This is a genomic window from Salsuginibacillus kocurii DSM 18087 (genome assembly GCF_000377705.1).
GTDB lineage: Bacteria > Bacillota > Bacilli > Bacillales > Marinococcaceae > Salsuginibacillus > Salsuginibacillus kocurii.
The window spans coordinates 358,750-371,614 of record NZ_KB898623.1 but is presented as its reverse complement, the minus strand read 5'-3'; the positions used below and the strand labels follow the sequence as shown (position 1 = coordinate 371,614).

At 42.0% G+C, this 12,865-nt stretch carries 12 protein-coding genes; all 12 read left to right on the top strand.

Translation table 11 applies throughout. The annotated features are described in order from the left end of the window. The first annotated feature begins 86 nt into the window (after positions 1-86). The 12 genes from D469_RS0101875 to D469_RS0101815 all read left to right on the top strand — a co-directional run bounded on the left by D469_RS0101875 (position 87) and on the right by D469_RS0101815 (position 12,844). Entirely contained in the window at positions 87-1,439 is a 1,353-nt protein-coding gene (locus tag D469_RS0101875) for a TrkH family potassium uptake protein (protein WP_026286057.1), read from the top strand. Positions 1,440-1,940: 501 nt separating this feature from the next. Continuing rightward, positions 1,941-2,570, top strand: a complete 630-nt coding sequence (locus D469_RS0101870; protein WP_018921660.1) for a succinate dehydrogenase cytochrome b558 subunit — start codon at positions 1,941-1,943, stop codon at positions 2,568-2,570. Between the two features lie 14 nt (positions 2,571-2,584). Further along, positions 2,585-4,366, top strand: a complete 1,782-nt coding sequence (sdhA, locus tag D469_RS0101865; RefSeq protein WP_018921659.1) for a succinate dehydrogenase flavoprotein subunit — start codon at positions 2,585-2,587, stop codon at positions 4,364-4,366. After that, positions 4,363-5,121 carry a succinate dehydrogenase iron-sulfur subunit gene (sdhB, locus tag D469_RS0101860; RefSeq protein ID WP_018921658.1) on the top strand — a complete coding sequence of 253 codons (759 nt, stop codon included), beginning with the start codon at positions 4,363-4,365 and terminating at the stop codon, positions 5,119-5,121. Before sdhA ends, sdhB begins: the two co-directional genes overlap by 4 nt. A gap of 269 nt (positions 5,122-5,390) precedes the next feature. Beyond that, positions 5,391-5,606 (top strand): helix-turn-helix domain-containing protein, encoded by a 216-nt coding sequence (locus D469_RS0101855; protein WP_018921657.1) that lies wholly within the window; start codon positions 5,391-5,393, stop codon positions 5,604-5,606. 598 nt (positions 5,607-6,204) lie between these two features. Beyond that, the gene (locus D469_RS0101850) at positions 6,205-6,468 is read left to right on the top strand and encodes a phosphocarrier protein HPr (RefSeq protein WP_018921656.1); all 264 of its coding nucleotides are present in this window, start codon (positions 6,205-6,207) and stop codon (positions 6,466-6,468) included. Further along, positions 6,468-8,192 carry a phosphoenolpyruvate--protein phosphotransferase gene (ptsP, locus tag D469_RS0101845; RefSeq protein ID WP_018921655.1) on the top strand — a complete coding sequence of 575 codons (1,725 nt, stop codon included), beginning with the start codon at positions 6,468-6,470 and terminating at the stop codon, positions 8,190-8,192. Before D469_RS0101850 ends, ptsP begins: the two co-directional genes overlap by 1 nt. Before the next feature lie 434 nt (positions 8,193-8,626). Beyond that, complete coding sequence (locus D469_RS0101835) at positions 8,627-9,076, top strand: MarR family winged helix-turn-helix transcriptional regulator (protein ID WP_018921653.1); 450 nt, start codon at positions 8,627-8,629, stop codon at positions 9,074-9,076. A 35-nt stretch (positions 9,077-9,111) separates the two neighbouring features. Further along, a complete protein-coding gene (gene racE, locus D469_RS0101830; protein WP_018921652.1) occupies positions 9,112-9,921 on the top strand; it encodes a glutamate racemase in 810 nt (269 codons plus the stop codon). Positions 9,922-10,065: 144 nt separating this feature from the next. Next, the gene (locus tag D469_RS0101825) at positions 10,066-11,181 is read left to right on the top strand and encodes a GerMN domain-containing protein (protein WP_018921651.1); all 1,116 of its coding nucleotides are present in this window, start codon (positions 10,066-10,068) and stop codon (positions 11,179-11,181) included. 305 nt (positions 11,182-11,486) lie between these two features. After that, complete coding sequence (gene rph / locus D469_RS0101820; protein WP_018921650.1) at positions 11,487-12,260, top strand: ribonuclease PH; 774 nt, start codon at positions 11,487-11,489, stop codon at positions 12,258-12,260. After that, complete coding sequence (locus D469_RS0101815) at positions 12,257-12,844, top strand: XTP/dITP diphosphatase (RefSeq protein ID WP_018921649.1); 588 nt, start codon at positions 12,257-12,259, stop codon at positions 12,842-12,844. Before rph ends, D469_RS0101815 begins: the two co-directional genes overlap by 4 nt. The last annotated feature ends 21 nt before the right edge of the window (positions 12,845-12,865 follow it).

Sequence of the window (12,865 nt, the reverse complement as noted above, 5' to 3'; positions counted from 1 at the left end):
ATAGCGGTAATTTCTAGCAAACTCTATAGATGAGAAAAAGAATGGGTGGTATACTAAATGGCGAGTTTCAGAAAGGGCGGTTTCTTATGCGGCGTGGATTGCACCAATTTATGTCTCCATTTCGGATTATTATCGTTGCGTATTTAATTTCGATGTTTGTAGCAAGCATTTTGCTATGGTTGCCTGTAACCCATCAACCAGGGGGCGAGCTTACATATATGGATGCTTTGTTTACGGCCGTTTCTGCTGTTAGTGTAACCGGACTGGTAACTATCACAGTTTCCGAAACCTTTAACGGGATTGGAATTCTTGTCATTGCTGTTGCCATTCAACTTGGTGGAATTGGTATTATGACTTTGGGGACCTTTGTGTGGATGTTATTAGGCCGAAAGATAAATTTAAGCCATCGCTTGTTAATTATGGTCGACCATAACCAGTATCAATTCTCAGGTATGGTGAAATTAATGCGTGGGATTTTATTTACAGCATTGATGATCCAAGGTATAGGAGCACTAATATTAGGGTCCTATTACACCCAGTATTTTGACACGTTTAGTGAGGCTATGTATCAGGGGGCATTTGGTGCGTTGTCGGCCTTTACAAATGCAGGATTTGATGTGACTGGTGAATCGTTGCTCCCTTTCGCTAATGATTATTATGTGCAGTTTATTACGGTTCTTTTAATTTTTGCCGGGGCCATCGGCTTTCCTGTACTTATGGAAATACGAGAGTACTTTCGTCCTTCAAATGAAAACTTCAAATTTAGTTTGTTTACCAAAATCACGGTGACTACCTATGGACTCGTATTTGTATTAGGGTGGTTGGGTATCTGGTTTTTAGAAAGAGGATATTATTTTGCAGGACTTGCCTGGCATGAACAATTTTTTCAAACAATGTTTACTTCTGCCACCTCAAGGAGTGCAGGCTTGACTGTGCTTGATGTGTCGGGTTTTACCCTGGTTACGGTTTTATTTATCTCTGGGTTGATGATCATTGGAGCCAGTCCTTCTAGTGTGGGTGGTGGCATACGGACCACCACGCTTGCGGTAATGTTTTTAACGATTCGAAGCTTTGCTCTAGGTAAGAGCGATGTTAAAGCGTTTGGACGAGAGGTTCACCCAGAAGACAAGCAAAAAGCTTTCATCGTGTTGTCTTTTTTCATTGTCGGGCTTTTTTCTGCTGTTATGGGGATTGCTGCTTTTGAAAGAGGTAATGACCAAGTGGAATTACATGATATCATTTTTGAAACAAGTTCAGCCTTTGGAACATGCGGGCTGTCTACAGGCGTAACAGAACATTTATCTAACCCAAGCTTAGCTATTTTAATGACACTTATGTTAATTGGGCGAGTAGGTATTTTAGTGCTTCTTTTCTCGTTGAAGAAAAAGGATACAAAAACACATTATAAATATCCAACAGAGCGCATGATTATTGGTTGATTTCAAGCGTCTGCTGCAGGGGGAATAGGTGAAAACACCTATTTCTCCTTTATGTAATGAATAGGAAATTGCATGATTCCCGCCAATATAGTGAATCCGTTTTCTTGACGTCGGTAACTGGGGGGAGTAAAATGAATGTGTCGGAATGTTGAACAGGGGAAATTGTACTCTTCATATTGTAGCCCAAAGGAACAACAACGTAGTATTTCTCTTTTGAAGTTATGAAGGAGTATGTGCAGAATGATGAGCGTTTGCTCAGTGCAAGGATTACATATGCTTGATAGCGGTGCTGCAACGTTTTTTTCTACATATTCCATAGAGGGTTGACGTTTCAGGCGGGACAGAGAAGAGTTTCTACAGTGCAACTTTCTTTTTTCGCAAAAATCGGACAGGGTCCATTTTTTGCAAAAGAACACTGCTGCCTGGAAGTTGGGGGAACAACATAGCAAGAGGACAGTGGAACCAGTTAACAGAATTCACCTACAGGGAGGAAGCAGGGCAATGCCTGAGAATCGCGAGTATTTTAACAGAAGATTGCATTCGCTTTTGGGAGTGATCCCGATTGGTATCTTTTTGATTCAGCATTTCATTGTGAATCATTTTGCTGTCTACGGGGCTAGCTCATTTAATGCAGCGGCAAGCTTTATGGAAAGTTTACCTTTCCGGTATGCACTTGAGATTTTTATTATTTTCTTACCTATTTTGTATCATGCCATTTACGGTCTTTATATTGTATTTCAGGGAAAAAACAACACGAGAAGGTATGGATATTTTAGAAACTGGATGTTTTTGCTTCAGCGAGTGACTGGCGTGTTTCTTCTTATCTTTATTGCCTGGCACGTATGGGAGACACGAGTACAGGCAGCACTTGGGGTAGATGTAAACTATGATATGATGGCTGATATTTTGAGTAGTCCATGGATGTTAGCATTCTACATAGCCGGTGTTCTTTCTGCTACGTTCCATTTTGCAAATGGATTATGGTCATTTGCAGTTTCTTGGGGGATTACGATTACACCTCGTTCTCAACTAATTATGACTTACGTGAGCATCGGTGTGTTCGTCGTCTTGTCTTTTGTTGGTATTCGAGCGATTTTAGCTTTTATTAATCCGGATTTGGCTAATATATAAGGAGTGAATAAATCATGAGTAACGGCAAAGTAATTGTTGTCGGCGGTGGGCTTGCTGGTTTAATGGCAACAATTAAAGCAGCGGAAGCAGGGGTTAATGTTGACCTGTTATCCCTCGTTCCGGTGAAACGTTCTCATTCAGTGTGCGCACAGGGCGGAATTAACGGTGCGGTAAACACAAAAGGGGAAGGGGATTCCCCGTGGGAACACTTTGATGATACAGTTTACGGAGGGGACTTTCTTGCGAATCAACCTCCTGTAAAAGCAATGACCGAGGCAGCTCCAGGAATTATTCATTTGATGGATCGAATGGGAGTAATGTTTAATCGGACGCCTGAAGGCTTATTAGACTTCCGTCGTTTTGGGGGTACCCAGCACCATCGTACGGCTTTTGCTGGTGCTACCACTGGTCAGCAGCTTTTGTATGCATTAGATGAACAAGTCCGCCGTTATGAGGTGTCAGGCTTAGTCACGAAATACGAAAATTGGGAATTTCTTTCGGCCGTTCTGGACGATGATGGACGCTGCCGCGGAATTACGGCGCAAAATTTATCTTCACATGAAACCTATAGCTTCCGCGGTGATGCTGTAATTATGGCAACTGGCGGACCAGGTATTGTATTTGGTAAATCGACCAATTCTATGATTAATACAGGGTACGCAGCGGGGGCTGTCTATAAGCAAGGCGCTTCCTACGCTAATGGAGAGTTTATTCAAATTCATCCAACCGCTATTCCTGGTGATGATAAACTCCGCCTCATGAGTGAATCTGCACGTGGCGAAGGCGGACGTGTATGGACATATAAAGATGGAAAGCCATGGTATTTCTTAGAAGAAAAGTACCCGGCCTACGGCAACCTCGTGCCACGTGATATTGCCACTCGGGAAATCTTTAGTGTCTGTGTAGATCAAAAGCTAGGGATTAACGGCGAAAATATGGTGTATCTTGACCTTTCTCATAAAGACCCACAAGAGTTGGACATTAAACTTGGCGGCATCATGGAGATTTATGAGAAATTTATGGGGGATGACCCACGCAAAGTACCAATGAAGATATTCCCTGCTGTTCATTACTCTATGGGTGGTCTCTGGATTGATTACGATCAAATGACAAATATTCCAGGCTTGTTTGCTGCAGGCGAATGTGATTATTCCCAGCACGGAGGAAACCGATTAGGAGCCAACTCCTTACTATCTGCCATTTATGGCGGAATGGTAGCTGGACCAAAAGCTGTGGAATATATGCAAGGTTTAGATTACCTTGCTGAAGATCTGTCGTCTTCTATCTTTGAGGAGAAAGAGAAAGAAGAACAAGCATTCAACGACAAAATTATGAAAATGGACGGGAAAGAAAATGCCTACCAGCTTCATAAAGAGCTCGGTGAATGGATGACGGATTACGTAACAGTAGTACGTGAAAATGAAAACTTATTAAAAACAGATGAAAAAATTCAAGAACTCATGGAGCGTTGGGAAAATATCAATATTAATGATACCGGCCGCTGGAACAACCAAGCAGCTTCCTTTACGCGGCAACTTGATGGAATGCTTCACCTGGCCAGAGTTATTACAATGGGTGCTTATAATCGTAACGAAAGCCGCGGCGCTCATTATAAGCCTGAATTCCCTGACCGTGACGATGAAAACTTCTTAAAGACTACTAAGGCTAGCTTTGACCAAGAAAAAGGCGGGCCGAAATTCGAATATGAAGATGTTGATGTCTCACTCATCACACCGCGTAAACGTGACTATTCAAAGGCAAAAGCGGGTGACAAGCAAGGAGCTGGTAAATCATGAGTGAAAACAACGTAGTGAAATTTATTATAACCAGACAAGACAGTCCAGAAGAGGAGTCTTACACGGAAGAATTTGAGATTCCATACCGTGCCAATATGAATGTGATTTCTGCTTTAATGGAAATTCGCCGCAACCCGGTGAATGCAGCAGGAAAAGAAACGGCTCCAGTCAATTGGGATATGAACTGCTTGGAGGAAGTCTGCGGAGCTTGTTCGATGGTGGTTAACGGAAAGCCCCGCCAATCCTGTACAGCATTGATTGATAATCTAGAACAACCGATTCACCTAGAACCAATGAAAACATTTCCTGTTGTTCGCGATTTGATTGTTGACAGAAGCCGTATGTTTGACTCTCTTAAAAAAGTTAAAGCCTGGATTCCAATTGATGGGACATACGACCTTGGGCCTGGACCTAGAATGGCTGAAAACAAGCGCCAATGGGCTTACGAGCTTTCAAAATGTATGACGTGTGGAGTTTGCCTTGAAGCATGTCCTAACGTTAACAACAATTCAGAATTTATTGGACCGGCAGCTGTGTCTCAAGTCCGTCTATTTAACTCACATCCAACTGGGGAAATGAACAAGGAAGAACGTATTGAATCATTAATGGGAGAGGGAGGCCTGCAAGACTGCGGTAACTCTCAGAATTGTGTGCAGTCCTGTCCAAAAGGAATTCCATTAACGACGTCTATTGCTGCATTAAATCGAGAAATGACAGTGCAGTCATTCAAAAGCTTTTTTGGTAGCGATAAATAATAAGAAGCTCCTGAGTCACTTTTTCATGGTGGCTCAGTTTTTTTAGTTATCCCCAACGTTCTTCTACTCTCTAGGCGAAAGAAGTCGGCAGCGTGTTTATTTTGAAAAATTAGGCCGGATTTAATGGACAACATTCGTCTAAGTACGCCAATTCCTGTCACGTCAGTCCTTTTTTCTCATAAAATGAAATGAACGCTAAAGAGGAAGCGTTATGATTTTGTTTTTGTGTGAGTTCAGCTAGGAGGAGAGGGTGAAATACGTTGACAGATATGGAGCGAAGTCCGCGCCAGTTATTGACTAAAAGGGAACGTGAAGTTTTTGAATTACTCGTTCAAGATCATACAACAAAAGATATCGCAAATAAATTATTTATCAGCGAAAAAACGGTGAGAAACCATATATCAAACACCATTCAAAAGCTTGGAGTAAAGGGGCGTTCTCAAGCTGTGATTGAATTGATCCGCATGGGGGAGCTCCGCATTTAATAGCTCGTTTTATCATAAACAGCAAACCACATTCCCTAATGTGCTGATGGGTACAACCCTTTTACACCTTCTAATCAGATGGTCAGTTTCTTAGCCGGTTTAATGTAAGTGGCAGGTGATAAATACCTGTGTTCTTTTACTGTAATTGAATAGGGTCCGAGTGAGGGAACAAACTGAAAGAAAAGACTACTGTTTTAAAGTCCTATTCATGGAAAACACTTGCTTAAACAGAAGGGGTGTGCTACATTAAGTCTAGATAAATCATCAACAAACAACATTCAACTTTACGTGTTACTGACTCGATCAGGCATGAGTACAAACAAGAACAAGTAAGTGAGCGCACTTTAAGTGCAAACCTTACAAAAGTAACTTGTTGTGGTACTCGTGCCTTTTTTAATGGGAAATCCTAATGAGAGTGCAGACAATAATTATGCAATGGTAAGGGATAAACACCATAAGCAAGTCATCATACGATCGGAAACAGGAAAGATAGTCAGTTTTTAATGAAAACTAGCAAAATCATGTTGATTAAAAGCACACGTAAGGGAATGAATAAAGTTGATGACAATAATTGATAAAACTAAAGGAGTTGGACAATATGCAACAAAAAAACTTCAAAATCACAAGTGAAACAGGTATTCATGCCAGACCAGCTACACAACTAGTAAATAAAGCGGGCCAATTTTCTTCTGATGTAACATTGGAATATAACGGAAAATCAGTAAACTTAAAATCAATTATGGGTGTTATGTCATTAGGTGTAGGACAAGGAGCTGAAGTTACAATTACCGTTGAAGGAAATGATGAAGAGGAAGCGATTGCCGCGATTGAAGAAGTGGTTAAAGAGGGGCTTGGAGAGTAATGGCTAACCAACTGCAAGGCATTGCGGCTTCAAAAGGGATTGCAATTGCTAAAGCTTTTGTTCTTGAACAACCAGATATGACAGTAGAAAAAACATCCGTTGAAGATCCTGCTGCTGAAAGTGAGCGCTTCCGTTCTGCAGTTGGGAAAGCGAAAGAAGAGCTTGAAGAGATAAAAGCTAAAACATTGGAAGAACAAGGTGAGGAAAATGCAGAAATCTTTGCAGCTCACCTACTCGTCCTTGATGACCCAGAGCTGCTTAAAGCAGTGGAATCAAAAATAAGCGACGAAAAGATTAATGCAGAGAGCGCACTTAAAGACGTTACAGATATGTTTGTCACGATGTTTCAAGAGATGGATAATGAATATATGCAAGAACGTGCTGCAGACATTCAAGATGTCTCTAAGCGTGTGATGCTGCACTTGCTTGGCGTAGAAAATACAAGCCTAGCTGGGATTAAAGATACATCGATCGTTATTGCTGAAGACTTAACGCCATCTGATACAGCTCAGTTAAACCGTGACTACACGCTAGGCTTTGCTACCGATATTGGCGGACGTACATCGCATTCTGCTATTATGGCACGTTCCCTTGAACTCCCTGCGGTTGTAGGGACAAAAGAGGTCACAGCACAAGTGAAAACAGGCGATTTGTTAATTATAGATGGAATTGAAGGAGCTGTCTTTGTTAATCCGGACAGTGCAGTTGTTGAAGAGTACGAGAAAAAACAAGAAGGTTTTTTACAGCAAAAGGAAAAATGGAAACAAGTTGTAAACGAATCTTCAATTACAACAGACAACCATCAAGTTGAACTCGCTGCAAATATTGGTACGCCTGATGACTTAGAAGGGGTATTGAATAACGGAGCTGAAGGTATTGGGTTATACCGTACCGAATTTTTATACATGGGAAGAAATGAGCTTCCAAGTGAAGATGAGCAATTTGAAGCTTATAAAAAAGTCTTAACGGAGATGGAAAATAAGCCGGTAGTCATCCGGACTTTAGATATTGGTGGGGACAAGGACCTTCCTTATTTAGACCTACCGGAAGAACTAAACCCATTTTTAGGTTTCCGAGCCATTCGTTTATGCCTTGAAGAAACCGATATGTTTAAAACACAGTTGCGAGCCTTGCTTCGTGCGAGTGCTTTTGGCAACCTAAAAATCATGTTCCCGATGGTAGCCACTATTGAAGAGTTTAGAGAAGCAAAAGCAATCTTCGATGAGGAATGGCGCAACTTAAAAGAAGAAGGTCATGAGATTGCCGAAAAGATTGAACTAGGCATCATGGTTGAGATCCCTTCTACAGCTGTTGCGGCAGACCTCTTTGCGGATGAAGTTGATTTCTTCAGCATAGGTACTAACGACTTGATTCAATATACGTTGGCAGCAGACCGCATGAGTGAAAAAGTATCGCATTTGTATCAGCCTTATCATCCGGCGATTTTGCGCCTGGTCAAACAAGTGATTGATGCAGCTCATGAAAAAGGAAAGTGGGTCGGGATGTGCGGAGAAATGGCTGGCGAAGAAACAGCTGTCCCTATACTTCTAGGGCTAGGACTAGATGAATTTAGCATGAGCGCTACTTCTATCCTTCCGGCTCGTACCCAAGTTCGCGGTTTAGCTTACGAAGACGTTCAGCCACTGGCCAATGAGGTATTGAATAAAAAAACGTCTAGTGAAGTTGAACAGTTCATAAAGGAACAAGGTTTGTTAAACGTATAGCGCATTGACGCTCAGTGTTGCTAAAAGCCGTCCAGGCTACTGGGCGGTTTTTTTAACGGTTAAGAAGTGGTAAGGTGCTTTCAGCTTTTCTGTCTAGCTCCGGGCGCCTAGAGGCTCGAGGATTTTTCTGCCTCTGACTCCGCGCGGCAAGCCACGCTGCTCAGATGCTGAAAAACTTGTCGCCTCTGAGCAAGGCGCCTCCGCTTTTCTATGTCTAGCTGCGGGCGCCATTGGCTTGTGATCCCTTTTCCCGGCGCTGCGGCGGCAACAGCCTCCTCGGCGGTGAAGAAGGGCCCTGCGCCAATGTTCAGGCGCCCTCCGCTTTTCTTTCTTGCATTTGGTTTTGAAAACGGGCAGAATGAAGATGGACTTGCAATGTTTCGTTAGCCTACATTTATAATAAAGCATGCTGATATGAAGAGGGAGGAGTTCACATGACAGATAAACGTCAAGTGGCCAATGTTGAAAAATCGCTCCGAAGAATTGCTTACATTGTAAAGCAGCGAGGACGTGAGATACTAAATCAATTTCCGATTACTCCCCCACAATTTGTGGCGTTACAATGGCTTCATGAAAAAGGAGATATGACAATTGGGGAGTTGTCGAATAAAATGTATTTAGCATGTAGTACGACAACAGACTTGGTTGACCGTATGGAAAAAAATGATTTAGTAGAACGAATAAAAGATAAATCAGACCGGCGCGTGGTCCGTATTCATTTGCTTGAAAAAGGAAAAACTATTATTCAAGAAGTGGTAAAGGAAAGACAGGATTATTTATCGGAAGTTCTTGAAGACTTTTCTGAGCAAGAAGTCGATCAGTTAGAAAAAATATTAGCTTCTTTGCACCGGGAAATGGAAAGTGAACACGCATATGAGCGTTAAGCGTTACTAATTCATAAGAAATTGAGGGGACAACATTGAACCGACCGATAGGTGTTATTGATTCAGGACTTGGCGGATTAACAGTAGCTAAAGAAATTTCGCGTCAACTTCCAAAAGAACAAATGATTTATATAGGGGATACGGCTAGGTGTCCTTATGGACCGCGACCGATTGAGGAAGTGCGCAGGTTCACATGGGAGATGATTGCGCAGCTGAGAAAAGCAGATATTAAAATGCTGGTCATTGCCTGCAATACAGCAACTGCTTTTGTATTAGAAGAAGTGAAAGAAGAACTTTCAATTCCTGTTATTGGCGTCATTCACCCTGGAGCTACTGCTGCTTTGAAAGTTACGGATAGGGATATAGTAGCTGTCATTGGCACAGAAGGTACGATTAATAGTCAAGCTTATGATGAAGCTCTCCGCAGTATTCATCCAACTATACAAGTTAAAGCTTTAGCTTGTCCTGCTTTTGTACCTTTAGTTGAAAAAGGTGTTTTTGCAGGGTCTGAGGCTTTAGAAACTGTACGTAATGGCTTATCCTCTTTAAATAATTTAGATTTTGACACGCTTATTTTAGGCTGTACACATTATCCGCTTTTGTATGATGCGATCAGGGAAGCGGTGGGTCCTGATATTCATATCATTTCTTCAGGTGAGGAAACAGCCAGGGAAGTTAGTACCCTTTTATATCACCATGATCTTTTGTATACAGAAAAAGGAGAACCAAAGCATTCGTTTTTAACGACAGGGTCTCCTACACACTTTCAACAAATTGCCAAACGCTGGATGGGTATTGATATTCAAATGGTCGTCACCAGCGTCAGCCTGGCGACATCTTCCTAAGCGTGATCCTTTCCTTTCTCTTTAAAAACATAAAATAGCATGGGCCGTAACTTGAAATTCTACAATTGATGCTAATATGCTGGTCTATTTCTCTCTTTAGGCACGTACATATGTCGTACAAACTGTCTAAAGGGGGATTGGACTGTGAAAAAAACGTATATTCCAGTATTTATGGCAAGTTCACTTGTCTTTACTGGCTTAATTGCAGGTTGTGGGTTTGGTGAAGAAGAGGAAAATGTCCTGCTAGATGAAGATGAGGAAGGTATGGAAGAACAGGATTTGACCAGCTGGGAAGAAGGAGATTGGTCAAGTGAAGAAGATGACTTAGAGTTTGATGAGGAAGACTTAATCGAGGATGAAGAAATAGATGAGGGGTTAGACGATGGTGCTCAGGTTGAACGCGAGCTTTATCTTCTAGATGATGAAGGCATGGTCGTACCTCGTAGTTTTCAACTTCCTGAGGAAGAAGGCGTGTTAAAGCAATCATTAGAACACCTGGTCATGGATGGACCGGTTACACCAATGCTGCCAGATGGGCTGCAGCCAGTGTTGCCACCAGGTACGGAAATTCAAGGAGTAGACCTTGATGAGGATGGTACGGCTACGGTGGACTTTTCAAATGATATTGAAGAGTATCCAGAAGAGCGAGAAGAGGTCATGCTGCAAGCTGTAACGTGGACATTAACTCAATATGATAGTGTTGATAAGGTGAAATTCCAAATAAATGGGCATGAACAGTCGACGATGCCTGTGGCAGAAACGCCAGTTGGAGAAGGATGGACGCGTTCAAATGGTATAAACATGGAAGATGCAGGAACAGTGGATGTTGCGGCAAGTGAAGCGCATACCTTGTACTTTGCTGTTGATGGAGAGGAAGGGCCTTCATATGTGCCAGTTACTCGCCGAATAGAGGATGTCAATAATAAAGTGGAAGCGATTGTTGAGGAGCTTGTAAATGGCCCTGACCTTACCTGGAATTTAGCTTCTGACTTTGTACCTCAAACTGAATTAACCTCAGAGCCTGAACTCGATGATGGAGTACTTCATCTTCAGTTTAATGAAGCATTATTAAATCAAGAAGACAGTGTTTCTCAAGCCTCTTTGGATATGCTCGTGCTCTCACTTACTGAATTAGAGGAAGTAGAGGATATTGCAATTGCTGTGGATGGGGTAGAAGAAGTTAAAAGTGTTGCAGGCGAAGTCATTGCAGAACCTGTTAATCGTAATGATGTGAGTGTCTCAGGTTATGCAGACATGTAATGTTGACTTATTTTTGCTATAATGAAGAGTACATTTTACAAGGTAGCAGCTATGCTGCCTTTTTTTCAGTTTCACTAGGAGTTGCATAATCTAGCTTAAGGTAGATTACTGAACCGGATCATACGACAAGTTTAGTATGAGTGTTTATTATACAAAGGTGTTAAATCGTAAGGTGGATAAGCTCCCATTGTAATGACAAAGCAACAAAGCGGTAATGAATGCGCTCATTCTAGGTAGCATTACATTTATCACTGCTAGGTATTAACAGCAGCCACAAAAAATAAAAAAAGGTGGTCATATCATTTATGCTGCGTGAAGATGATCGAACGGAAGCAGATGAACTACGGACACTAACAATTGAAACGGATTATTTGAAACACCCAGAAGGTTCTGTTTTAATAACTGTTGGAGAAACTAAAGTAATTTGTGCAGCTAGTGTGGAAGCTAAGGTTCCTCCTTTTTTGAGAGGGCAGGGACAAGGTTGGGTCACGGCTGAATATTCCATGCTGCCACGGGCTACAGAGCAAAGAAATATTCGCGAAGCTGCTAAGGGAAAGCTTACGGGTCGAACTATGGAAATTCAACGTTTAATCGGCCGGGCATTACGGGCAGTAATCGACCTTGAAGCTCTTGGTGAACGGACTATATGGGTCGATTGTGATGTTATACAAGCCGATGGAGGCACGCGTACAGCTTCTGTTACAGGAGCTTTTGTAGCAATGACTTTAGCGATTCATCAGCTAATGAAAAATGAAACACTCAAAACTTCTCCTATTAAAGATTATTTAGCAGCAGTCTCAGTAGGTGTTGACCCGGAAAAAGGTGAACTGCTCGATTTGTGTTACAAGGAAGATGCGAATGCAGATGTGGACATGAACGTAGTTATGACCGGGAATGGAGAATTTGTAGAGATGCAAGGTTCAGGGGAAGAGGCAACCTTCTCAAGAAAAGAAATGAATGTATTATTAGACCTTGCAGAAGAAGGAATTCGCCAATTGTTTTTTATTCAACAACAATCATTAGGTGAAGCGCAAACATTAATTCCAACTTTACTTACAAAGCAGGTGTCAGAGTCATGAGGCTAGTCATTGCTACTAAAAATCAAGGAAAAGCTAAAGAATTTAAAGAGATGCTTGGCGACCGAGCAGCGGTTTATTCATTACTAGATTTCGAGGAAATACCAGAAGTTGAAGAAACAGGAACTTCTTTCGCTGAAAATGCAATCATCAAAGCGGAAGCAATTTGTAAAGCCTTCGAAATACCAGTGCTTGCAGATGATTCTGGGCTCGAAGTCGATGCGTTAGATGGAGCCCCTGGCATTTACTCCGCCCGCTATGCTGGAAAAGAAAAGGATGACCAAAAGAACAATCAAAAGCTGCTGGAACAGCTAGGGGGCCTAGCGCTAGAAAAGAGAAGTGCTCGTTTTGTTTGTGCATTGGCTGTAGCTCTTCCACAAGAGGAAACAAAAGTTGTGCATGGATATTGTGAAGGAACAATTGCAAAAGAACAACAAGGAAACAATGGGTTTGGGTATGATCCTCTGTTTCTTCTGCCTGAATTGAATCGGACGATGGCCGAACTTGAAGCTGAGGAAAAAAACAAGCTGAGTCATCGCCGTAAAGCTCTCGAAAAATTAATACAACGCTGGGATGAATGGTTTTAGTCCATATATAATCTACGAATT

Bases quoted from the DNA above. Each gene is read 5' to 3' on its own strand.
- D469_RS0101875 (WP_026286057.1), top strand. From the start codon at position 87: ATGCGGCGTGGATTGCACCAATTTATGTCTCCATTTCGGATTATTATC.
- sdhB (WP_018921658.1), top strand. From the start codon at position 4,363: ATGAGTGAAAACAACGTAGTGAAATTTATTATAACCAGACAAGACAGT.
- sdhA (WP_018921659.1), top strand. From the start codon at position 2,585: ATGAGTAACGGCAAAGTAATTGTTGTCGGCGGTGGGCTTGCTGGTTTA.
- D469_RS0101870 (WP_018921660.1), top strand. From the start codon at position 1,941: ATGCCTGAGAATCGCGAGTATTTTAACAGAAGATTGCATTCGCTTTTG.
- D469_RS0101855 (WP_018921657.1), top strand. From the start codon at position 5,391: ATGGAGCGAAGTCCGCGCCAGTTATTGACTAAAAGGGAACGTGAAGTT.
- rph (WP_018921650.1), top strand. From the start codon at position 11,487: ATGCTGCGTGAAGATGATCGAACGGAAGCAGATGAACTACGGACACTA.
- ptsP (WP_018921655.1), top strand. From the start codon at position 6,468: ATGGCTAACCAACTGCAAGGCATTGCGGCTTCAAAAGGGATTGCAATT.
- D469_RS0101835 (WP_018921653.1), top strand. From the start codon at position 8,627: ATGACAGATAAACGTCAAGTGGCCAATGTTGAAAAATCGCTCCGAAGA.
- D469_RS0101850 (WP_018921656.1), top strand. From the start codon at position 6,205: ATGCAACAAAAAAACTTCAAAATCACAAGTGAAACAGGTATTCATGCC.
- D469_RS0101815 (WP_018921649.1), top strand. From the start codon at position 12,257: ATGAGGCTAGTCATTGCTACTAAAAATCAAGGAAAAGCTAAAGAATTT.